At 62.1% G+C, this 23293-nt stretch carries 15 protein-coding genes; all 15 read right to left on the bottom strand.

Annotated elements, in window-relative coordinates; genetic code table 11:
* Positions 1 to 92 precede the first annotated feature (92 nt).
* Positions 93 to 836, bottom strand: a complete 744-nt coding sequence (locus tag GKC30_RS10530) for a substrate-binding periplasmic protein (RefSeq protein WP_155934685.1) — start codon at positions 834 to 836, stop codon at positions 93 to 95.
* Between the two features lie 128 nt (positions 837 to 964).
* Entirely contained in the window at positions 965 to 1327 is a 363-nt protein-coding gene (locus tag GKC30_RS10525; RefSeq protein ID WP_155934684.1) for a hypothetical protein, read from the bottom strand.
* An 80-nt stretch (positions 1328 to 1407) separates the two neighbouring features.
* The gene (locus GKC30_RS10520; protein ID WP_367614087.1) at positions 1408 to 1710 is read right to left on the bottom strand and encodes a Dabb family protein; all 303 of its coding nucleotides are present in this window, start codon (positions 1708 to 1710) and stop codon (positions 1408 to 1410) included.
* Positions 1711 to 1848: 138 nt separating this feature from the next.
* A complete protein-coding gene (locus GKC30_RS10515) occupies positions 1849 to 3429 on the bottom strand; it encodes a methyl-accepting chemotaxis protein (RefSeq protein WP_155934683.1) in 1581 nt (526 codons plus the stop codon).
* A gap of 335 nt (positions 3430 to 3764) precedes the next feature.
* Positions 3765 to 5918, bottom strand: a complete 2154-nt coding sequence (gene ldhH / locus GKC30_RS10510) for an L-lactate dehydrogenase (quinone) large subunit LdhH (RefSeq protein ID WP_155934682.1) — start codon at positions 5916 to 5918, stop codon at positions 3765 to 3767.
* Between the two features lie 2 nt (positions 5919 to 5920).
* Positions 5921 to 6541 carry a LutC/YkgG family protein gene (locus GKC30_RS10505; protein WP_155934681.1) on the bottom strand — a complete coding sequence of 207 codons (621 nt, stop codon included), beginning with the start codon at positions 6539 to 6541 and terminating at the stop codon, positions 5921 to 5923.
* Positions 6542 to 6590: 49 nt separating this feature from the next.
* Positions 6591 to 7796 carry an acetate/propionate family kinase gene (locus GKC30_RS10500; protein WP_155934680.1) on the bottom strand — a complete coding sequence of 402 codons (1206 nt, stop codon included), beginning with the start codon at positions 7794 to 7796 and terminating at the stop codon, positions 6591 to 6593.
* A gap of 1 nt (position 7797) precedes the next feature.
* On the bottom strand, positions 7798 to 9915 hold the full coding sequence (pta, locus tag GKC30_RS10495) for a phosphate acetyltransferase (RefSeq protein WP_155934679.1): 2118 nt from the start codon (positions 9913 to 9915) through the stop codon (positions 7798 to 7800).
* Between the two features lie 94 nt (positions 9916 to 10009).
* Positions 10010 to 11290, bottom strand: coding sequence for a (Fe-S)-binding protein (locus GKC30_RS10490; RefSeq protein ID WP_155934678.1), 1281 nt, complete (start codon positions 11288 to 11290; stop codon positions 10010 to 10012).
* Between the two features lie 8 nt (positions 11291 to 11298).
* The gene (locus GKC30_RS10485) at positions 11299 to 12693 is read right to left on the bottom strand and encodes an FAD-binding oxidoreductase (RefSeq protein WP_155934677.1); all 1395 of its coding nucleotides are present in this window, start codon (positions 12691 to 12693) and stop codon (positions 11299 to 11301) included.
* Between the two features lie 146 nt (positions 12694 to 12839).
* Entirely contained in the window at positions 12840 to 14549 is a 1710-nt protein-coding gene (locus tag GKC30_RS10480; RefSeq protein WP_155934676.1) for an L-lactate permease, read from the bottom strand.
* Between the two features lie 111 nt (positions 14550 to 14660).
* Positions 14661 to 18260, bottom strand: a complete 3600-nt coding sequence (nifJ, locus tag GKC30_RS10475) for a pyruvate:ferredoxin (flavodoxin) oxidoreductase (protein ID WP_155934675.1) — start codon at positions 18258 to 18260, stop codon at positions 14661 to 14663.
* Between the two features lie 430 nt (positions 18261 to 18690).
* Entirely contained in the window at positions 18691 to 18963 is a 273-nt protein-coding gene (locus GKC30_RS10470) for an HU family DNA-binding protein (protein ID WP_155934674.1), read from the bottom strand.
* A gap of 190 nt (positions 18964 to 19153) precedes the next feature.
* The gene (locus tag GKC30_RS10465) at positions 19154 to 20599 is read right to left on the bottom strand and encodes a sigma-54-dependent transcriptional regulator (protein WP_367614086.1); all 1446 of its coding nucleotides are present in this window, start codon (positions 20597 to 20599) and stop codon (positions 19154 to 19156) included.
* Between the two features lie 22 nt (positions 20600 to 20621).
* On the bottom strand, positions 20622 to 23255 hold the full coding sequence (locus GKC30_RS10460) for a hybrid sensor histidine kinase/response regulator (protein ID WP_231117129.1): 2634 nt from the start codon (positions 23253 to 23255) through the stop codon (positions 20622 to 20624).
* Positions 23256 to 23293: the final 38 nt, after the last annotated feature.

Genomic DNA, 23293 nt, shown 5'->3' with positions numbered 1-23293 from the left:
CCGCGACGCGAATATTTTTAGCCATTTCGCACAGCGCGTGTCCAACGCATTTTTCTGAATTTCTCTTCAGAAAACTCCGGAGACCCGCCCGGTCACTCGCCAAGATGGCGTCGATAGATCGCTCCCTGATCGACTTCACGCAGCCCCTGATCAAAGACTCGCCGCAGTTCCTCGCCCTCCTCTGTGTCCTGAAAGCAGACAACGAGGTCAATGACCCCAAGCAATCGATCATGCAGCACCAGTTCACCCCCTCCAGCCCGGAGCATGGGGTCGGCCTTGCGCAGGTAGGCGAAAACATTTCCGTCAACCACGGCGGCGTCCACCCTTCCGGCCAAAACCTTGCGCAGGTTGAGGGCATCAGAGTTGGACGAATCCGTGGTCAATCTCCCCTTGGCCACCAGGGCGTCGAACTCCAGGGTATTGGCATACCCGGCCACAGTGCCCAAGGTGTAGCGCTCGAGATCCTCCAGCGTCTGCCAGTTGATCGCCACCCCCGCCCTGCTCGCCAACCCCAACGGACTGACCCCCACGCTATGGGACTTGAGGAATCTGTCCCGCCGCCAATTATCAGGATACTCCGGGAAATATCCCGCGATCTCGGAATCCTGCCGCGCTTCCTCAAGAACGCGGTTCCATGGGAAAAACCGAAGTTCAAGGTCGTATCCCATGACCTTGAAGGCCTCGCGCACCACCTCCGAGGTGGCTCCGCCCTCGGGAAGGGACTCCCCTGTATAGGGGGGCCATTCCAGGGTGGCCAGGACGACCCGCTCGCCCCCCAGGGCAAAGCCGGGAACCAGGATCAAGAGGACGAAAAGCATGACGGACTTCGCGGACATGCCGCCACTCTATCCGAAAACAAAGGACAATACCAACCGCATTCGTCGCAACGCGAAGCGTTGACGCCACGACAGAAAAAGTCCCCCGCCTGACTCGGGCGGGGGACATGCGGCAGACCGGTCCGCTCTCAGGCATCGACCTTGGGCGACTCGGTCAGATGTTCGCGGCACAGCCAGACGATGGATTGCCTGTCCATGTCGAAATGCGGACTCACGCCCTGCTCCAATCCGCACACGGCGCACTTGTGGCCGTTTCCGTCGGGATGATCGATCGTATTGAGCATCTGGTTGAAACGGTTGATATGGGGAAACATGGGATGCCGGGCATGACGCCGGATATCCTTGCTATTGAGTTTCCCATTGTCATTGACCTTGACGGTAATCATACGCGACCGGCTGATGACCCCTTCCTTTTTGTTCATCACCACCTTGGTGGGCTCTTCCCACCGGCAGATGATCCGCTTGCGGTCCTGATCGTAACGCAGTGACATGGCGTTCTCCTTTCGCGATGTTTGGTCTGTCGCGAAAACCGCTCGACCACGAGGGTGCATGAGCCCGGAAGCCCGGCCTCCTAAACCTCGTAGTCCACGGCGCTGCGGCCGGCGGCGACCTTTCTGACAAAGGCGACGCAGGCCTGGTGCTCGGGGTGGCCCTGATAGTGGTTCAGGGCGTCCACATCGTCGTGCTCGCTGCACAGCACGACATGACATTCTGGATCAGCGCCAACGATCTCGTGACTGACCTCAATATGGCGCAACCCTTCGATGCGACCGGCCAGTCCCTCGAGCATTTCCTTCATGGCGGCCGCATTGGCGGCAGCCGGGTTACCCTCGGCCTCTTCCTTCAATGTCCACATGACGATGTGTCTGATCACTCTTCAACCCCTTGCGAAACGCTTTTCAATTATTCCAATACTTTTCCGTAAACCTGTTGCCAAAGTCCATTCCGTCATTTCAAAAAATAAGCACAAAACCGCCCGTTGTCACGAGCCTGACGCAATTTATAAAGGATTCTACCGCATCTCGCGGATGATGCCTGCCAGCGACTCAGCCAGCCCGGCCAGCCGCTTAATGGCCTCTGCCGATTCGGCCATGGCCCGGTCCGTCTCACCGCAAATGCGGTTGACATCCATGGTGGCGCGACTGATCTCGTCACTGGCCGCCGACTGCTGCTCTGCGGCTGTGGCGATGGAGCGCACCCGATCGGCCGTGGACTCCGCCACCACCACGATGGTCTTGAGCGCCTCGCCGGAACGCCCGGCCATCTCGGTGCTCTTCTCCACCGCCCCGACAGCCGCCTCGGTGGCCCGGACATTCTGCCGGGCTCCTTCCTGGATGCCGGTGACTGCCTGATGCACCTCGTTGGTGGCGAGCATGGTCTTCTCGGCCAGCTTGCGAACCTCGTCGGCCACCACGGCAAAGCCCCGGCCTGCCTCGCCCGCACGGGCAGCCTCAATGGCCGCGTTGAGCGCCAGCAGATTGGTCTGGTCCGCGATGTCTTCAATGACCCCGAGGACCTTGCCGATGGATTCGGCCCGGGCGTCGAGCGCCTCCATGGACGCCTTGAGCTCCCGGGCCCGCTCGGCCACCTCGTGGATGGCGTCCACCACCTGGGCGACCACTGCCGCGCCCTCCTCGGCCTTGCCCCGCGCCTCGTCGGCGTCCAGAGCCGCGTCCTGAGCATGGCGGGCCACCTCAAGGACCGTGGCGTTCATCTCTTCCATGGCCGAGGCGGTCTCCCCGGTACGGTCGGTCTGAACGCAGGCCCCGGCCCGTGCGTTCTCCACCAGCCCGCCCAACTGAGTGGCTGCAGCGGCCAGTTCCTCGGACACGGCCGTGGCCTCGGTGGCCGCCTTGGCGATCCGCTCGTTCTGGCTGACGATCTCGGCCTCGCGCCGTTTGAGTTCCGTGGTGTCCAGGTACAGACAGCAGCCGCCGATGACCTTGCCGGTCACGTCGGTCAGGGGGAACAGGTTGGCCAGCAAATGAACGTCGCTGCCGTCGGCATGTTTGAACACCGCCTCCCTATTCATCATCCTGATGTTTTCCTCCATGCAGGTGCCGATGACCGATTTTCTGTCGTCACGATAAAATATCTGAGAAAGCTTCCGGCCATAGAAGGACTCAGGGGAATCCTTGGCGCCAATCATGTCCAGACATTCCTGGTTGAGAAAGGTAACATCCTGGTCGGTATCCACAAGACAGCAGGGCACGGGCAGACCATCGATGATGCTTTGGGAGAAACCCAGGCGCTCCTTGAACCGCCCTGCCAGCTCCACCACCAGATCGCCCAGGCCGGGCAGGGCCTCGATCAGGGCCGTGTCTTCAGCCTTGTGGTAGTCGCCGTCAAGCACATGGGCCGTGTAGCGGGCCGCCGCACCCACCGGGCCGACGAGCATCCGGCCAAGCAGAAAAACCAGCACGATGCCGAGCAGGCCGAAGGCAGCCAGAACGGCGACCACCCCTGCCGAGGCCATGCCCGGATCGGTGCCAAAAGCGGAAAAATACCAGATGGACACGGCCGACACCAAGGCGAACGTGCCGAAATAAAGCGCTACAAGGCGCCGCAGATAGGGTGGCGAAGTCTGGGACATGAAACACCTCTTGGGGGAACAGGCTGCGATGCCGTGGCGGACCTGACGGGCCGGGGGAACCGCGCTTGGATAACGGCTTCCGGTCCTCGCACTGTGACCGGGGCCGGAATCTTCGGCAATGATCGGTCCCCCGCCCTGCCCGGGGCGGGGGACCGGCATGAAGGCTGGTTCTCAGGAGGAAGCGTGGCATTGCTTCAAGGGATTGCGGTCCAACCTGGAGAGCCTCATGCGATATGGGAACGCGGACGGGGAGCCATGACGGGCATCCCCCCTGCCCGGCCGCCGTCGGCGGGGCCGGCAATACCGGCCCGGTCCGGCGGCGTTCATCTGCCGTTTCATTTCTTCCTGTTGTCGGCCAGCACCTCGGAGACGTGGCGCACCTTGATGGACGAGCCCTGGTTCTTGAGCCCACCGCGCAGCTGCATGATGCAGCCCGGACAGTCGGTCAGGAGCACTCCTGCCCCGGTGGCCTCGACATTGGCGAGTTTCTTCTTGAGCAGCTCAGCCGACAACTCCGGGAATTTCATGGAGAAGGTTCCGCCAAAACCGCAGCAGACCTCCTCCTCGCCGCACTCAACATACTCAAGGCCGCCTGTGGAGATCAGCTCACGCGGTGCCTCATGCACATCAAGGCCGCGACACAGATGGCAGGGGGCGTGGTAGGTGGCCTTGCCTCCAGTCTGGACAAAGTCATCGGCCTTGACCTTGAGCACGTCGTGGACAAAGGAGCTGTAGTCGATGACCCTGTCCGCGAACTCCCGGGCCTTGAGGGCCAGGCTCGGAGTATCCATGACCAGCTTGGGATAGTTGTGCTTGAGGTGGGCGGCGCAGGAGGCGCACAGGGTGATGACGTAGTCGTATCCGCCCGCTTCGAAGGCGCGCAGATTCTGCACGCAGACCTCACGCGAGGCATTCATCTCGCCCATCATCTGCACGGGCAGGCCGCAACAGGACTGGCCCATGGGATAGCTCATGTCCACGGACTCGGCCGCGAACAGCTTGACCGCCGCCTCCATCTGCTCCGGGTAGACAAAGTCCTGCACACAACCCGAAAACAGGGCCACGCGGTATCTCGGATTCTGCACCACAGGGCGAATCTCCTCCCAGCGGTCCCTGAAGGGCGTTTCAGCGATGGTGGGCAGGGCGCGGAACCCGTGCTCCTTAGCGAAGACCATGGGCAGATGGCGGATGAACCCGTCCTTTTCAGCCACGGGTTTTTGCGCCCACTTGGCCGTGCGCAGCAGGGTATGGAAGAGCTTGCGGTTCTTGAGCACCTTACCCAGCAGCAGGCTGGGCAAAGGATGACCGTCCTCGTCCTGGATGCGGGCATGGATCTCCTTGATCAGACGGGGCAGATCAATGCCGCCCGCGCAGATGTCCTTGCACGCCTCGCAGTTGATGCAGTTTTGGACCAGGTTCTTGGCCGCGTCCTTGCCGTGGAAGAAGTAGGTCAGGATCAGGCCGATGGCTCCGATGTAGATGTGGCCCATCTTGTGGCCGCCTACCAGCCGGTAGACCGGGCAGACGTTGGCGCACGCGCCGCACCGCACGCAACGCAGGACTTGGGAGAAGAGCGGGTCCTTGGCCAGTTCGCTGCGCCCGTTGTCGAGGAGCACGAAGTGGATTTCCTTTTTCCCGTCGGCAGCCGACGCACACTCGTTGGCCCCGGTGATCCAGGTGACATAGGAGGTGATGGCCTGCCCGGTTGCGTTGCGGGGCAGGGCCTTGAGGATGCGCAGCGCATCGTGCAGGGTGGGCAGGAGCTTGTCCAGCCCCATCAGCGCCACATGGACACGCGGCAGCGTGGTCACCAGCCGGGCGTTGCCCTCGTTGGTGACAAGCCCGATGGAGCCGGTCTCGGCCACGGCGAAGTTGGCACCGGAAATGCCCATGTCCGCCTCGACGTACTTCTGGCGCAGTTCGCGGCGGGCCACCTTGACCAGCTTCTCGATCTCGCTGTCCTGCTTCTTGCCTGTGACCTCGGTGAACAGGTCGCCCACCTGATAACGGGAGAGGTGAATGGCGGGCATGACCATGTGCGACGGCCCCTCGTGCCGCAGCTGGATAATCCACTCGCCAAGATCGGTCTCGGTCACTTCAAGCCCTTCGTCCTCCAGGGCGTGGTTGAGGAGCGTCTCCTCGGCGGTCATGGACTTGGATTTGACGATCTTCTTGCAATTGGCGTTCTTGGCGATGGAAGCAATGATGTCGTTGGCCTCCTTGGCATCCTTGGCAAGATGCACATGAACCCCGGCAGCCTCCGCCTTTTCCTTGAACTGCTTGTACAGCGCATCCAGGCTGGCGGCGGCCTCGTCCTTGGAGCAGGCGATCTCGTCGATCAGTCCGTGCACGTCCATGTCCTTGAAGGCATTGGCTCTCCCGGCGCGATAGGCCACAGCGAAATTGTCCAGGGTGGTGCGCAAAAAGTCGTTGTCCAGAGACTCGCGCAGTTCGCTGCGGTATTCTTTGAGATTATTGGCTTTTTGCATGGCTAGTCCTCCAGGAGCAGGATGTGCAGTTCAAGGGGACCGTGAACACCCAGCGCCAGAACGCGCTCGATGTCTGCGGTGCGGCTGGCTCCGGTGATGAAGGCCAGGTAATCCGGCGTCTTGCCCATGCGGGCGAGCATCATTTCTTCCACAGCGTAGCTATCCTTGCATATCTTGGACTTGGGCAGCACGCAGACGTGGAACTCGCTGACCATGGTGGCCAGGCGCATGTCCTCGCCCGGACAGTCGAGCATCAGGGAGCCGGTCTCGGCCATTCCGTATTCGGCAAAAGTGAAGCCGATGTCCACGCCGGCCAGATGGTCGCGCATGCCGGAGTCGATGCACTCGAAACCGGCCTTGGCGCTCATTTCCGCAAGCTTGTCGTACAGCGCCTTGGTCAGGCCCGGCGCGGCGATGACTTTTTTTTGCTTGGCCTCGCAGAGCTGTTCGGCCTTTTCGGACAGATCGCGCTCGCATCCCGAGACGAGCAGTTGGCACGCCTCCTTCCTGTCGCACAGGTCTATGACGTATTGCAGCGCCTCGTCCTCACTCTTCACCTCGGAGACGATGGCGGAGACAGCCTTGGCTTTGTCCACGAACGTCTGGCAGTAATCGGTAGTCATGCTTTCTCCCTCCCAGTGGCCCGGCCCGGCGGCCGTCCACGTCGAATTGCTAGTTCAGGACGCTTTTCGTCTCTCTGGCAATGGCCAGTTCCTCGTTGGTGGGAATGACCCATACTTCAATGGAGCTGTCGGCTGCGCTGATCCTGAGCGGTTCCTTGGCGCGTTGGCCGTTGGCCGCGGCGTCAATCCTGACGCCGAAGCATTCCAGACCCTTGAGAGACTCTCGCCGGACCACATCGTCGTTCTCGCCGATGCCCGCGGTAAAGACGATGGCGTCCACCCGGCCGAGCACGGCCATGTAGGCGCCGATGTACTTGCGGTTGCGGTAGGTCTGCACGTCCAGAGCCAGCTTGGCCCTGGGGTCGCCCTTGTCGACGGCTGCGTGGATGTCGCGCATGTCATTCATGCCGCACAGCCCTTTTAGACCCGACTCCTTGTTGAGCATGGCGTCAATGGCCTCGATATCCATGCCCTTGTTGCGGGCCAGGAAGGCATGTACGGCAGGATCCACGTCGCCGCTGCGCGTGCCCATGACCAACCCCTCAAGAGGGGTCAGGCCCAGGGAGGTGTCCACGCTCCTGCCCTGCTCCACGGCGGTCATGGAGCAGCCGTTGCCCAGGTGCACGGTGATCAGGTTGCACTGCTCAAGCGGCTTGCCGAGCAGCCGGGCGCACTCGCCGGCCACATACTTGTGCGAGGTGCCGTGGAATCCGTAGCGGCGGACCCGGTCGGCCTCGTACAGGGCGTAGGGCAGCGCGTACATGAAGGCGTGGGCCGGAATGCTCTGGTGGAAGGCGGTGTCGAACACGGCCACCTGGGGCACCCCGGGAAACAGCTCCACGGCCACGCGGATGCCGTCGAGGTTGGCCGGGTTGTGCAGCGGGGCCAGAGGCACGGTCTCCTCAATGGCCCGGATGACCGCATCGGTGATGACTGTGGGCTGATGGAACGCCTCGCCGCCATGCACCACGCGATGGCCTACGGCGTCGATTTCAGCGCGATCCTTGATGACACCCTTGTCAGGGTCCGTAATCAGGTTGATGGCCAGCAGCATCCCGGTGTTGTGGTCTGCGATGGGTTGCTCGATCCTGGTGACCTCCTGACGGTCAGTGCCGGGAAAGGCCTTGTTGGTCAGCTCTCCCTTGGTCTCGCCGATGCGCTCCACGAGACCCGAGACGAGCACCGTCTCGGTCTGCATGTCCAGAAGCTGGTATTTGATGGAGGAACTGCCCGAGTTGATGACAAGTACTTTCATGCTATTTGCCCTTTTCGGCCTGCGCCTGGATGGCGGTGATGGCCACAGTGTTGACAATATCCGGCACGGTGCAGCCACGCGAAAGGTCGTTGACCGGCTTGTTCAGCCCCTGGAGAACCGGGCCGATGGCCACCGCATTGGCAGCGCGCTGCACGGCCTTGTAGGTGTTGTTGCCTGTGTTGAGATCCGGGAAAATGAAGACCGTGGCCTGCCCGGCCACCTCGGAATCGGGCAGCTTGACCGCGGCCACGTCCGGGTCCACGGCCGCGTCGTACTGGATGGGCCCCTCGACGGGGAAGTCCAGTCCGCGCTCGCGCACCGCGGCTTGGGCGATCCTGGCCGCCTCGATGACCTTTTCCACGTCCTCGCCCTTGCCCGACGAGCCGGTGGAATAGCTGAGCATGGCCACCTTGGGCTCAATGCCGAAGATACGCGCTGTCTCGGCCGAGGCGATGGCGATTTCGGCCAGCTGCTGGGCATTGGGGTTGGGGTTCACGGCGCAGTCGCCGTAAACCAGGACGCGGTCCTTGAGGCACATGAGAAAGACCGAGGAGACGATGGAGCAGCCCGGCTTGGTCTTGACGAACTCGAAGGCCGGACGGATGGTCTGTGCCGTAGTTGTCACAGAGCCGGAGACCATGCCGTCGGCAAAGCCCTTGTGGACCATCATGGTGGCGAAGTAGGTGGGGTCGCTCATGCGGTCCCAGGCCATTTCGGCGATGACGCCCTTGTGCTTGCGCAGCTCAAGGTATTCCTCGGCAAAGGGGTCGAGCAGTTCGGACTCGGTGGGGTCGATGATCCGCGCCCCGGACACGTCCACACCCAAGGCAGAGGCCTTGTTCTTAATCTCGTCGGTCTTGCCCAGCAGGATCATGTCCGCCACGCCGCGACGCAGCAGGATATCGGTGGCGCGCAGGATGCGCTCCCCGGACCCCTCGGGCATGACGATGCGCTGCCTGTTGGCCGAGGCCTTCTCCACCAGGGAGAATTCGAACATCTTGGGCGTGACCCGCGTGGAGCGCTGCTCGATGACCCGGTCGCGCAGCTCCTGTACGTCCACATGCTGGGAGAAGCCGCCGAGCGCCGTGGCGATGCGCTGGTCGTCGTGGGTCTCGATGCGTCCGTAGAGGCGGGTAAGTTCCTGCACGGTCTGATAGGTGTGCCCCTTGACCGAGAGCACGGGCACGGGGACCCCGGTCCACCCCTCGATAAGCTTGTGCACGTTGGTGGACACGTTCAGCCCGCCGGTAAGCACGATGCCGGAGATGTCCGGGTAAGAGCTGGAAAGCCGCGAAGCCAGGCTTGAAAGGATAATGTCCGAGCGGTCGCCCGGGGTGATGATCAGGCTGCCGTTGCGGATGTAGCCGAGGAAGTTGCCGATCTGCATGGCCGCGACCACGTAGTTGTCCACCAGTGAGTGCATGCCGCTGTGGCCGTAGAGCACGTCGGCGTCGAGCCAGCGCTTGACATCGCCGATGGTGGGTTTGCCCAGGGCCTCGTTCTCCGGGATGCTGTAGACCGGCATGGGCTCCTTGCAGCGCACCTTGCACTCGATGAGGCTGGCCATCTCGCGGGTGACGCCCTCGGGAGCGCGGTTGACGATGCAGCCCACAAGGTCCACGCCCTTTTCCTCAAGGGTGTCGATGGTGGTCTGGGAGACCGAGATGACCTCCTCGGCGGTCTTGTCCAGACCCGAGCAGACCACCAGCACCGGGGCGCCGATATTGGCCGCGATATCGGCATTGATGTCGAACTCAAAGGCCGGGTCCTTGCCCTTGAAATCGGTCCCCTCGCAGAGCACGAAGTCGTACTGGCCCTCAAGCGTCTTGTATTTCTTGAGAATGTTTTCGAGCAGCAACGCGTGCTGACCGGAGTTGATCAGCTCCCGCGCCTGCTTGAGGGTATAGGCATAGGTGTCCTCGTAGGGGATCGAGAGCTTGAAGTGCTCAAGCAGCAGTTCGATGTCGTGATCCTTTCGTCCCGGCCCCGGATCGTTGATGATGGGGCGGAAGATGGCGACGTTGTGCAGTTCCCGCAGGATCATCTGCATGACACCCAGGACGATGGCGGACTTGCCGCTTCGTGATTCCGTCGCGGTCACGTACAGGTTTTTGGACATGGTTGGTTCCTTTTCGCTCCGTCGGCGGCTCGTCCGGCGGAGGGTTCATGGATGATCGGGCGGCCGATGGGAGGCCGCCCGTTTCATGGACGCATCAACAGCCGTCGGCGTACAGCTCGATGACGTGCTTGACATCCACTCCGGCCTTCTTGCGCGAGAGCATGTCTGTGATCTGGAGCATGCAGGCCGGACAGCTGGTGGCCACCGTACCCGCGCCGGAGGCGACGATGTTTTCCGCCTTGCGTCCGCCGATCTCCCTGGAGAGTTCATAATGGGCGATGTTGAAGCTGCCGCCGCAGCCGCAGCATACGCCCGCTTCAGCCATTTCCTTGAATCCGCAGCCAGCGGCCTTGATCAAGGTCCGGGGCTGGGCCGTGATGCCCAGCGCGTTCTTGAGGTGGCAGGGGTCGTGATAGGTCACGCTCTTTCCGCCGGTCGCGTCCTTAGGCTCCAGTTTCAGGATATCCACCAGGAACTGGCTGATGTCCATGGTTTTCCGCTCAAGCGCTGCAATGTCGTATTTCTGCGCCGACGGCCCCTGGTACATGCGCGGCCACAGTTCCTTGATGGTCGAGGTGCAGGTGGCGCAGCCGGTGACCAGATAGTCGAACTCCCCTGTCCCGAACCGCTCCATGTTGATTCCCACCAGGGAGTCAAAGGTTTCCGTGTCGCCGCTTGAGAGGGCAGGAATGCCGCAACAGGCCTGTCCCGAGGGCATGAACACGCCCACGCCATGACGCTCCAGAACCTTGATGATGGACTGGCCCACATGGGGGAACATCTTGTCGATGACGCACCCCACGTACAGGGCGACCCGGATTCCGCTCTTGCCCGCCGGGGTGTCAAGCGCGGGCACCAACTTGTGCAGCGGCTTTTCGGCCAGGGTGCGGAAATGCCGGTCACCGATGACCGGCGCGTTGAACCGGGCACAGGACGAACCGAGCAAGTCGTCCACCTTTTTGGTGAACAGCCCCTGGAACTTGGCCCCCATGTCGGTCAGTGCGTTGAACAGCTTCGGGTTCTTGAGCATACCCCGGAAGATGGCGCGCTTGACCGGCGAAAGCCCGAAGTAGCCGGTCATTATGGCCCGGGCCTTGAGGAAGATGTCCATGATCTTCACGCCGCTTGGACAGTTGGACTGACAGGTGCCGCACAACAGGCAGCGGTTGAGCTTCTCGTTGACGCCTTCGGCGTCGGAAAGCATCTCGTGGGCCAGACCGTCGAGCAGGGCGAGCTTCCCACGGGTGACATCGGCCTCGCGCCCGGTCTGGGCAAAGACCGGACACACCGCCTGACACATGCCGCAGCGCATGCACCCGACCAGCTGGTCGTCCAGCTCCTGGAACATTTGGGCGAGCTTGTGGATGTCTGCCATGACTCCACCTACCCTTCGGACTTGGGGCCGATGATCTTGCCGGGATTGAGGATGCCCTTGGGATCAAGCACGGACTTCATGCGCCGGGAATATTCCAGCGTGGCGCGGGAGGTCTCCTGCTCCAGGTACTTGGACTTGGCCATGCCGATGCCGTGCTCGCCGGACAAGGTGCCGCCCAGGGCCAGGGCGCGGTCGAATATCTCGTCGATGGCGTGTTCCACCCGCTCCCACTCCTTCTTGTCGCGCTTGTCGGTAAGGATGGTCGGGTGCAGGTTGCCGTCGCCCGCGTGGCCGAAGGTGCCGATGGTCAGGTCGAACTTCTTGCTGATCTCGTCCAGGGCCTCGATCATGGCCGGAATCTTGGAGCGGGGCACAGTGGCGTCCTCAAGCACGCAGGTGGGCTTGAGCTTGGCCAGGGCGGGCAGCGCGTCGCGCCTCGCCTGCCAGACCGCGTCGCGCTCGGCCGCGTCCTTGGCCACCTTCAGCTCGGTGGCGCCGTTCTTCCGGCAGAGATCCTCCACCTTGGCGGCCTCGTCCGCCACCTGAGCGGGATGGCCGTCCACCTCGATGAGCAGCAGGGCCGCCGCATCCACAGGCAGGCCCGCGCCACGGAAGTTCTCCACAGTGCGGATAGTGAAGTTGTCCATCATCTCGAGGGTGGCGGGCACGATCTTGTTGGCGATGATGGCGGCCACGGTCTCGGAGGCGGCCTTCATGGACGGGAAAATGGCCATCATGGACTTGGCCGACTGGGCCGGGGGTATGAGCTTGAGGATGATCTTGTCAAAGACGCCCAGCGTGCCCTCGGAAGCGACCATCAGCCCTGCCAGATTGTAGCCGGTGACACACTTGACGGTGCGCGACCCGGACTTGACCAGTTCGCCATTCACGTCCCAGAAGTCCATGCCCATGACGTAATCCTTGGTCACGCCATATTTGAGCCCGCGCAGTCCTCCCGCATTCTCGGCCACGTTGCCGCCCAGGGTGGAAACGGTCTGGCTGCCAGGGTCCGGGGGATAGAAAAGGCCGCGCTTGGCCACCTCGGCAGCGAACTTGGCCGTGACCACGCCGGGCTCGACCACGGCGTACATGTCCTCCTCGTTGATTTCGAGGATACGATTGAGGCCGTTGGTCAGGACCACCACGCCGCCAGGATGGGGAATGGTGCCGCCCGAAAGATTTGTTCCCGCGCCGCGCACGGTGAGCGGCAGGCCGTTGTCGTTACACAGTTTGGTGGCCTTGCCCAGCGCCTCGCTGGTTGTGGGCCTCACCACCAGGGCGGGCATGACGGAATCGAGCACCGCCGCATCATAGGAATAGGCGTGACGGTCGGTCTCGCTGGTCATGACGTTGTCCGCGCCGACGGCGGCCTCGAAATCCTTGGTAATGGCGTCTTTGCTCATTTCTGGCTCCTTGGATCATGAAAATTGTTCTACAGAACCTTTTTGTCGGTCATGTCCCATTTGCAATGAGGATCATGTTCCTAAACTACCACATCTGACCGCATTGGCAACGGGGAGGGACGGCGGACCGTCCCTCCCGCATGTCTCTAGAAGAGGTGGGGCAGGAACACGAAGCTCATCAGCGAGGCCACGATACCCACGACCAAGCCGTAAAGCAGGAAGGGCCAAACGGTCCGCTTCAGGATCGCACCTTCCATGCCGGACAGACCGACAACAGCGCACACAGCCACAATGTTGTGGATGCAGATCATGTTGCCCATGGCGCCGCCGGTAGCCTGAGCGGCCACGATGATCTGGCGCGGCAGTTCCAGGTTGGCGGCAACGCCCCACTGGAATTCGGCGAACAGCAGGTCGGAAACCGTGTTGGAGCCGGTGATGAATGAACCAAGACCACCCACGAAGGAGGCGAACATGGGCCACGCGTTGCCCGCGTAAGCGGCGACGGCCTTGGCCATGGCCAGAGGCATGGACGGGTAGTTGTTCGGGTTCAAAGCGACATCGGCAATGCCGGAGCCTTGGAAGATGGAGACCAGGGCGACCGCCGCGAACAGGGCGATGGTCGGGTTTTTCATGGTCGAAAAGGCCTGTTTCCAGGTGAGCTTGACCTTGTCGGCAGGCATGCCGTGAATGAACACGGTCAGGATGGCGACCAGGGTGAATGGAATGGTGCCCGGCAGGTAGAGGTAGGCGATGGCCGCGTTGACGCTCTCGTAGCCGAGAATGTTGCTGAAGGTGACGGCCTGGGCTGCCAGGAAGCCCTTGAGGCCCAGTTCGGGAATGCGGGTGACGACCAGGATCAGACCGATGAGAATATACGGCAACCAGGCCTTGAACTGACTCATGTGGGCCTTGAACTCGGAGGACTCGGCGGAAACACTGCCGGTCCATTCGGCACTCCACTTGTCGGCGGGGCCGAAATCCCAGCTATCCTTGGGCATGCAGAAACCGGCCTTGGCACCGGCAACGATGATGCCCAGGCCGACGAGACCGCCGATCAGGGACGGGAATTCCGGGCCGACGTTCCAGGCAAAGATCAGGTAGGGAACGGCAAAGGAAACGGCTGCGAATATGCAGAACTTCCAGGCGGCCAGGCCGGGTTTCCAGCTGCGTTCGGGGCCGAAGTAGCGGGTGATGAATCCGAGCATGAAGATGGGCAGGATGAAGATCATGCTCAGGTGCATGAGGGTGGCCCACTGGCCGACCAAGGCAATGAAATCACCCATGGAGCTGAAGTTGACACCGGCAGCTCCGGTGGCCACGGCCTGATCAACGCCCGGAGCAAGGAACTTCAGGCCGAGTACGACCGGGGTTCCGACTGCGCCGAAGGTCACGGGGAAGGAGTTGAAGACCAGGCAGATGATGGCGGCGGCCAAGGGGGGGAAACCCAGGGAAAGCAGCAGCGGCGCGGCCAGTGCTGCCGGGGTGCCAAAGCCTGCCGCGCCCTCGATGAAGGCAGCGAACATGTACCCGATGATGATCGCCTGGATGCGGCGGTCAGGCGTGATGTTCTGCATCCCGTGCTGGATGGTCTCCATGCCGCCGGAATGCTGCAGGGTGCGCAGGATGAGGATGGCACCAAAAACAATGATCAGGATGCCGATGGCCGTGACGAACCCCTGCAGGCTCAAGGCGGCAACGTATTTGACAGGCAGCCCCCAGACGACGACGGCTCCGGCGGCAGCGGTGAGCCAAGCCAAGGACATGGCCTTGGTGGCGGGCCAGCGCATGCCCACCATGAGAACAAGCGCCACCAGGATAGGGAGCAGCGCAACGAGAGCAAGAACCTCCAAAGACATTATGAACACCTCCATTGTTGTGAACGCCAGGGTTCACACTGTTACAAACAAGCGGGGCGCGGATCAGGCAGAGCCTCCGCAAAAATCCGCACCCCGCGCAAACCTCAAACGCTATCTACCGTCGTCGCACGGCTCGCCGGAGCCGGGGCTTTCGGCCGACACACCCGTGTCGCACGCGGCCTTTCCGGCTTCGTCGTCCTCAGCGGCTGCGCTGAAGTCGGCTTCGGCCATGTGGCTCAGGATCGCGTAACGCGTGGCGTAGTCCTTTTCTATTTTTGCCCGGAACGCCTGGGAGATTTCCGGGTGGAACTTCTCCAGCATGGCGTAGCGGTTTTCACCGGAGAGGAACTCCTGCAAGGTGCCGTCAGGAGCCTTGGATTCGAGTACGAACGGGTTCTTGCCCTCGTCCGCCAGAGCGGGATTGAAGCGATAGAGCGGCCAGTAGCCGGAATCGACAGCCAGCTTCTGCTCGTACTGGGTCTTGCCCATGCCCTTCTTGATGCCCTGGTTGATGCACGGCGCGTAGGCGATGATCAGCGAGGGGCCCTTGTAAGCCTCGGCCTCGCGGAAAGCCTTGAGCATCTGCTGCTTGTCCGCGCCCATGGCCACCTGGGCCACGTAGACGTAGCCGTAGGTCATGGCCATGCGGCCCAGGTCTTTCTTGCCCGTGGTCTTGCCCGCGGCCGCGAACTTGGCGATGGAGCCAAGGGGCGTGGCCTTGGAGGACTGGCCGCCGGTATTGGAGTAAACCTCGGTGTCCATGACCAGGATGTTGACATCCTCGCCAGAGGCCAGGACGTGGTCCACGCCGCCGTAGCCGATGTCGTAGGCCCAGCCGTCGCCGCCGAAGATCCAGACCGATTTCTTGGTGAAGAGGTCGGCCATGGAGGCGATCTCGACCAAGGTCGGATCGGTTGCGCCCGCAAGGGCGGCCTTGAGTTTGCCGCCCCACTGGCTGGAGCCATCGGCATCGTCGCGGTTGGCAAGCCAGCCGGCCAGGGCCTCCTTCAATTCGCCTGAGGCGGACTCAAGGGCCTTTTCGGCCAGCCGGGCCAGATGCTCGCGGCGATGGGACACGGCCATGTCGATGCCGTAGCCGAACTCGGCCGCGTCCTCGAAGAGCGAGTTGCCCCAGGCCGGACCGTGGCCGTGGCTATTGACGCAGTAAGGCGTGGTCGGAGCGCTGGCACCCCAGATGGACGAGCAGCCCGTGGCGTTGGCAATGACCATGCGCTCGCCGAAGAGCTGGGTCAGCACCTTGACATACGGGGTCTCGCCGCAGCCCGAGCACGCGCCAGAGAACTCCATGAGGGACTGGCGGAACTGGCTGCCCTTGACCGTGTCGCGCTTGAAGGCGTCCTTGTAGGAGATGGTCTCGGTGAAGTCGAAGTTGGGAACCTGCTCAGAGGTCTGGGTGGCGATGGGCTTCATGACCAGCGCCTTGTCCTTGGACGGGCAGATGTCCACGCAGTTGCCGCAGCCCAGGCAGTCCAGCGCGGCGACCTGGAGGCGGAAGCGGAGTCCCTTGACATCCTTGCCCTTGGCCTCAAGGGTGGTAAAGGTCGCCGGAGCGCCGGCAAGCTCCTCGTCGGTGGCCAGCACCGAGCGCAAGGCCGAGTGAGGACAGACAAAGGCGCACTGGTTGCACTGGATGCAGTTGTCCGCGATCCACTCTGGCACGTTGATGGCCACGCCGCGCTTCTCGAACCTGGAGGTGGCCAAGGGCATGGTGCCGTCCACGCTGAATGCAGAAACAGGGAGATCGTCACCCTTCTGGGCCAGCACCGGGCGCATGACCTTGCTCACGTATTCCGGCTCGCTGCGCACGACCGGGGCATCGTCGGCCAAGGTCTTCCATGCTTCGGGCACGGATATCGCGACGATGGCGTCCACCGCGCTGTCCACGGCGGCGTTGTTCATGTTGACGATCTTGTCGCCCTTCTTGCCGTAAGCCTTCTTGATGCCGTCTTTCAGCAGGGCCACGGCCTGGTCAAAGGGAATGACATCCGCCAGCTTGAAGAATGCGGTCTGCATGATCATGTTGATGCGCCCGCCAAGCCCCACCTGCTGGGCGATCTTGACCGCGTCCACGGTGTAGAACTTGAGCCCCTTCTGCGCGATGGTCCGGCGCATGGCAGCAGGCAGCTCGGCATCCATCTGTTCGGCGGTCCAAGGGCAGTTGAGAACAAAAGTGCCGCCGTCCTTGATGCCGTCGAGCACGTCGTAGAGGTGCACGTAGCTTGGGTTGTGGCAGGCGATGTAGTCGGCCGCTGAGACCAGGTAGGTGGACTGGATGGGCTTTTCGCCAAAGCGCAGGTGGGAGATGGTGATGCCGCCGGACTTCTTGGAGTCGTAGGCGAAATACCCCTGGGCGTAGAGATCGGTATTGTCACCGATGATCTTGATGGCCTGCTTGTTGGCGCCCACGGTGCCGTCCGCGCCAAGACCCCAGAACTTGCACTGCACGGTTCCCTCGGGGGTGGTGTCGGCCACGGCGGGCACGGCCAGCGAGGTCTTGGTCACGTCGTCCTCAATGCCCACGGTGAAGTGGCGCTTGGGCTCGGCAGCGGCCATGTTGTCGTACACGGCCTGGACCATGGCCGGGGTGAACTCCTTGGAGCCCAGGCCGTAACGGCCGGCCAGCACGTTCAGGCTCATGCCCTGCTCGCCGAACACTGTACGCACATCCTGGTAGAGCGGATCGCCCAAAGCACCCGGCTCCTTGGTGCGGTCGAGCACGGCCACTGTTCTGGCCGAGGCGGGCAAAACGGCCAGAAAATGCTTGGCCGAGAACGGGCGATACAGCCGGACCTTGATCAGACCCACCTTCTCGCCGCGAGCACACAGGGCGTTGACCACTTCCTCGATGGCCTCGCAGGCGGAGCCCATGGCGATGACGACGCGCTCGGCATCGGGTGCGCCCACATAGTCAAAGGGCTTGTAGTTCCTGCCGGTCAGGGCCGAAACCTTGGCCATGTACTCCTCCACGATGCCAGGGATGGCGTCGTAGTAGGCGTTGGTCGCCTCGCGACCCTGGAAGTAGATATCGGGGTTCTGGGCCGTGCCCCGGATGTCCGGATGCTCGGGGTTCATGGACCGGGCGCGGAAGGCGGCCACCTTGTCCATGTTCAGGAGCGGCTTCATGTCCGCATAGTCGATGGCTTCAATCTTCTGGATTTCGTGGGAGGTGCGGAACCCGTCGAAGAAGCTGAGGAAGGGCACGCTGGCCTCCACCGTGGCCAGATGGGCCACCAGGGAGAGGTCCATGACCTCCTGGACGCTGGCCGAGGCAAGCATGGCGAAGCCGGTCTGGCGACAGGCCATGACATCCTGGTGATCGCCGAAAATGGACAGGGCATGGGCAGCGATGGCCCGGGCCGAGACATGGAAGACTCCGGGCAAAAGCTCGCCGGAGATCTTGTACATGTTCGGGATCATGAGCAAAAGCCCCTGGGACGCGGTAAAGGTGCATGTCAGGACACCGCCGGCCAGTGCTCCGTGCACCGCGCCCGCTGCGCCCGCCTCGGACTGCAGCTGGCGGATACGCACTTTCTGGCCGAAAATGTTCTCGCGACCCTGCGCGGCCCATTCGTCCGCGATCTCGCCCATGGTGGACGAGGGAGTGATGGGATAAATGGCCGCCGTCTCGCTCATGGCGTAGGCAACCCAGGCCGCAGCCGTGTTGCCGTCCATGGTTTTCATCTTGGACATGTGGTCGTTCTCCTCTGAGGCGTTGTTGTCAGAAATATTCCGCGGGTGCGGTCACATGCGGACCGGACAATCCGGCCCGGCTTAATCAACATCCATGCCAAAAAAACTGCTTGGGAATTTATCACGCCATGACGGGGCGTTGGGTCTGGTCGGGTGGGAATAAGAACAGGGGGGGGGTCGCCAATGCGTCCGAAAAAACGGACTCCCCTGCCAGCGTGAAGATCGGGAGAAGACTACGGCTGATGGCGACTCTGCTCCATAAAGTTAGGCTGTTACGAAAAAAACACAACACGAAAATGAATCCGAAAAAACAGACGTGTCCGTTTTCATGGAAAGAACAAGGAAACAATCCCCTGCCCGGACATGAAAAAAAAAGAGGGAGCCCTCCCGAAAACCGGGAGGGCTCCCTCGCCAACAGCGCGGGCGCGAACTACTTAACAGCTTCCTTCAGAACCTTGCCGGGCTTGAACTGGGCAACCTTGCAGGCGGGGATCTTGATGTCCGCGCCGGTACGGGGGTTGCGGCCGGTGCGTGCCTTGCGCTCGCTGACGCTGAAGGTGCCGAACCCGGTCAGGGTCAGCTTGTTTCCGGCGGCCAGCTCGGCCTGGATGACTTCGAGAATGGCATTCATGGACGCCTCGGCCTGGGCCTTGGAGGTGCCGTTCTTCTCAGCGATTTTGGCAACAAGTTCTGCTTTGGTCATCTGTCTCTCCTATGTTGATGAAAATGGTTTCCGTGCACGGAACGCAAAAGTATTAGCCCTCCATACACACATGACGAAATGAAAGGAAGCCCAAAAAAGCCCCTGCGCAAAAAAAATTGCGGCTATTGGGGGTTAACCGGACCTCCTGACGGCAACCGACATGAGAATCGTCCGTTTTTTCCCCAGCCCGTCAGAGGGACAGCCCATATTTCTTGAGCAGGGAATACAAATGAGAGCGGGAAAGACCGGACACTTCCAGGATTCGTGCCAGATCACCCCCGGATTGGCGGATCAACTCGCCCAGATAGACTTTTTCCGCCGTTCCCTTGAACTCGCGCAGGGAAGGGAGCGCCTGGTCGAAGATATCCTCGAAAACATCCTGTCCGATTTTTCGGACGACCATGCCGTCCACCAGCCCCACGTTTTTCCCGGGCACCACCTCTGAGCCGGTCATGCGCTCGATCTGCGCCTTGGCCACCTCAATGCGCAGGGCGCGTGGCAGGTGCATGGCGTAGATGGTCTTCTCGTTGCCCGCCGCTATCACGGCCCGCTCAAGGATATTGAAGAGCTCACGAACATTGCCCGGCCAACTGTAGCTTTCGAGCACGGTGAAGAAGTTGGAGCCAAAGCTCTTGCGCTCCATGCCGTACTGACTGCACAGCCGCTCCACATGGAACAGGGCCAGAGAGCGGATGTCCTCCGGCCGCTGGGATAACGGCGGAAGATGGATACGCATGGTCTTGATGCGGAAAAGCAGATCGGCACGGAACTGGTCCTTCTCCACCATGACATCAAGGTCGCGATTGGTAGCGGCCACCAGCCGGAAATCACTGGTCTGTTCCCTGGTATCGCCCACCGGGCGGAAGGTGCGCTCCTGGAGCACACGCAAGAACGCCTTCTGAATGGACAGGGGCATCTCCCCCACCTCGTCGAGGAAGAGCGTGCCCTTGTCGGCCAGCTTGACCAGGCCGATACGGTCGGCCTGCGCTCCGGTAAAGGCTCCCTTGCGGTGGCCAAAGAGCGTGGACTCCACCAGGGTCTCGGTCAGCCCTGCGCAATCCACCACAACAAATCTGCCGTCCCGGCGGCGCGAGTTCTCGTGGATGGTGGAGGCGAAAAGCTCCTTGCCCGTGCCGGTTTCGCCAGTGATGAGCACGTTGGTGTCCGTGCGGGCCGCCTGGGCCAGCAACTCGAAACTCGCCCGGATCAGCGGGCTCTTGCCCACCACATCCGAAAGATCAAGGGACTCTATCTCCGACTTGCCCGCCTTCTCTTCCCGATACTTCAGCGCACGTCCCAGGGTGAGCGAGATTTCACGCACGCTGGACGGCTTGAGCAGGTAGTCCCACACTCCGCCCTCGATAGCCATCTCCGCCCCGTCCGGGTCGCCCTGGCCAGTGAGGATGACCACCTCGGGAGGATTGGGGAGCGCCATGAGCCGGGGCAGTATGTCGAGCCCGTTCCCGTCGGGCAGCCGCACATCGAGAAAAACGACATCATAGGACTTGCCCTCGGCCAGGGACAACCCCCGCCCCAGGGTCTGGGCCGTGTCGCAGTCGTGCGAGAGTCTGCCGATGAGGCTCTCCAGGGTCTCGCAGACCTCGATATCGTCGTCTATCACCAGGATGTGGGCCACGTCCTCTTCCTCGCTTGTCCGGTCACTTCGTTACCTTGAGCGCGCCCGCTATGGCGGCCGCGAGATCGTCCTTGTCGTAGGGCTTGATAACCACCTGCCGGATATTGGGCAAGAGGACGGCCGCAGATGCCGCATCCTCGCGCCCGGAAACCAGGACCACCGGCAGAAGCGGAGCTATCTCCCCCAGCCGTCTGGCCAACTGTGTGCCGCTCATGCCCGGCATGTCATAATCGGTGATGAGCAGGTCAAAGGGGCACGGCAGGGCCTCGGCCAGGGCCAGGGCCTGATCCGGGGCGTCTGCCGCGGTAACGCGGTAGCCCATGGATTCGAGTAGGCGGGGAGTAGACTCCAACTGATCCCGGTCGTCCTCCACGAAGAGGATGCGGCCCCCGGGCAGGACCGGGCCGGTCGGCCGCGCCGGGCTCTCCGAATCAATGCCCTCGGCCAGGGGCAGGAAAACCTCGAAGACAATGCCTCCGCCCGGCTTGGGCAGAACCCGCAATCCGCCCCTGTGGCTCCTGACTATGCCGTGGACAACGGCCAGTCCCAGCCCGGTACCCTCGGTCTTGTCCTTGGTGGAGAAAAAGGGGTCAAAGATCTTGTCCAATATCTCCGGCGGAATGCCCGGCCCGTTGTCCTCAATGCACAGGCATACATGTTCGCCCGGTTCAATGCCCATGGCCGTCGCCTCGTCCTCGGCGAGAGCCATCTGGCCGACACGCGCCTCAATGACCCCGCCGGTCTCGCGAAGGGCGTGGAAGGCGTTGGTGAATAGATTCATGGCCACCTGATGCAGCTGGGTGGGGTCGGCCAGTACGCAGGGCAGATCCGGGGCCACCCGGGAGCGGACCTCGATGTTGCTCGGCATGGACGCCTCCAGCAGCCCCAGGGCCTCGGCAACCACCGCGCCTGCGTCCGTGGGCCGGAACCCCTCGGTGGACGGGCGGCTGAAGGCGAGGATCTGCTTGACCACACGTCCGCCGCGCCGGGCGGCCTTGAGCACCCGCTCCAGGTCGCGGCGCGTCACCGAATCCGGCTCCACATCGCTCAAGGCCAGCTCTGTGGAATTGATTATTGAAGTCAATATATTATTGAAATCATGCGCTATCCCTCCGGCCAACGTGCCGATGGCCTCCATCTTCTGCGACTGGAGAAGCTGTTTTTCAAGATTGTGTTCCTTGGTGATGTTCTCCGCCGTACTCAGCACACCCACCACCCTGCCCGACTGGTCGCGAATGGGCACTTTGTTGACTTCGAGCCATGCCTGAGCCCCTGATCCGTCCGCCAGCTTTCGCCGCACCTTGCGCACCGCCTCCGGATCGTGCATGGCCTGCTGGTCTCCGGCCATGGCCCAGCGCACATACTCCAGGTCGTCAATGACCTCGCTGGTGGTCCTGGAGACGATGGACGAGGAGTCGCCATGGCCGAAGAACTCGGCAAAGGCGCGATTGGCCCCGAGGTAGCGGCCGTTCATATCCTTCCACGAAAGCAGTTGGGGCACGGTGTCCATGAGGGTTTCCTGGAAGGCGAGCTGATCCTTGATCTTGCGCTCCACCTTGCGCCGCTCAAGCATGGCGAAAACCAGGAACACAGTGACCACCAGCAGCAGGGCGAAGCTGACCATGATGGTCCAGAACAGTTCCTTGGGCATCTCGTAGAACGCCTTGGGCGCGTTGATGATCCGACTGCCGCGAGGCAGCATGCCCTCGGTCAGGCCCAACCGGGTCATGGCGATGTGGTCGAAGACGAACTCGCCCCCGACATCATAGAGCACCTTGATGCTGTCGGTCGATCTGCCGGCCAGGATGTCAAGGGCCATGGCCGCAGCGGTCTGACCGTGCAGGAAACCGGAAAGCACATGGCCGCCCACAGCTCCATGCCCGATGAGAAACTCCCATGCCGTATAGATGGGAACGCTCGAATGGGTGTAAATGGCGGAGACCACCTCTTCTGCGGTGTAGAAGTTATCGCCCATGGTCTGATAATAGGGAATGAAGAAGAGAAAGGTCTCCGACGGAAGCTTGGCCACGCGGGCCAGGACTTCGGCAAGCGAGATGTGCGTCCAGTAATCCACCGAGAGATCGGGGCCATAGGAGGACACGGCCTCCTCCACCTGCTGCTTGATGGCCAGCCCGGCCGTGGAGGCATCGCCCACCACCACCATGTGACGCTTGTCCGGGTGGAGCCTGCGGGCCACATCCAGAGTCAGGGAGAGGTCGAAATGTTCATTCACGCCCGTGATGTTGCCCACGGCGAGTTCTTCGGGCGCAAGGGCGTTGACCCCGCAAAAGACAAGCGGGACGCCTGGAAAAAGCTCATCGCGATAATGCCGGGCGAAATTGAAGGCATCGTTGTCCGAAACCAGCACCACGTCGAACCGCTCTCCACGGAACTTCTCCTTGTACAGGCGCAGGAGCATTCCCGTGACATCCTCGTAATTGTATTTCTTGGCATCCATGTACTCGATTTGGAGGTCGATCTTGTACGGCCCCGCCTCCAGCACCGAGCGTATGCCGTCGAAAATGTCGTCGGACCACTTGTAGCCACGATGGTAGGAATTGAGGTAGAGGACGTTCTTCTTGGCCATTTCGGCCAGCCCCGGCGACGGAGCCAGGCAGACGAGAACCAGGAAGACAAGGGGCATCAGGTATGTCATGCGTCGCATCGTTCACCTTTGGGGCCGGAGTTCAGCAA

The sequence above is a fragment of the Pseudodesulfovibrio alkaliphilus genome, assembly GCF_009729555.1.
GTDB lineage: Bacteria > Desulfobacterota > Desulfovibrionia > Desulfovibrionales > Desulfovibrionaceae > Pseudodesulfovibrio > Pseudodesulfovibrio alkaliphilus.
This window is presented reverse-complemented; position numbering and strand designations above follow the sequence as displayed.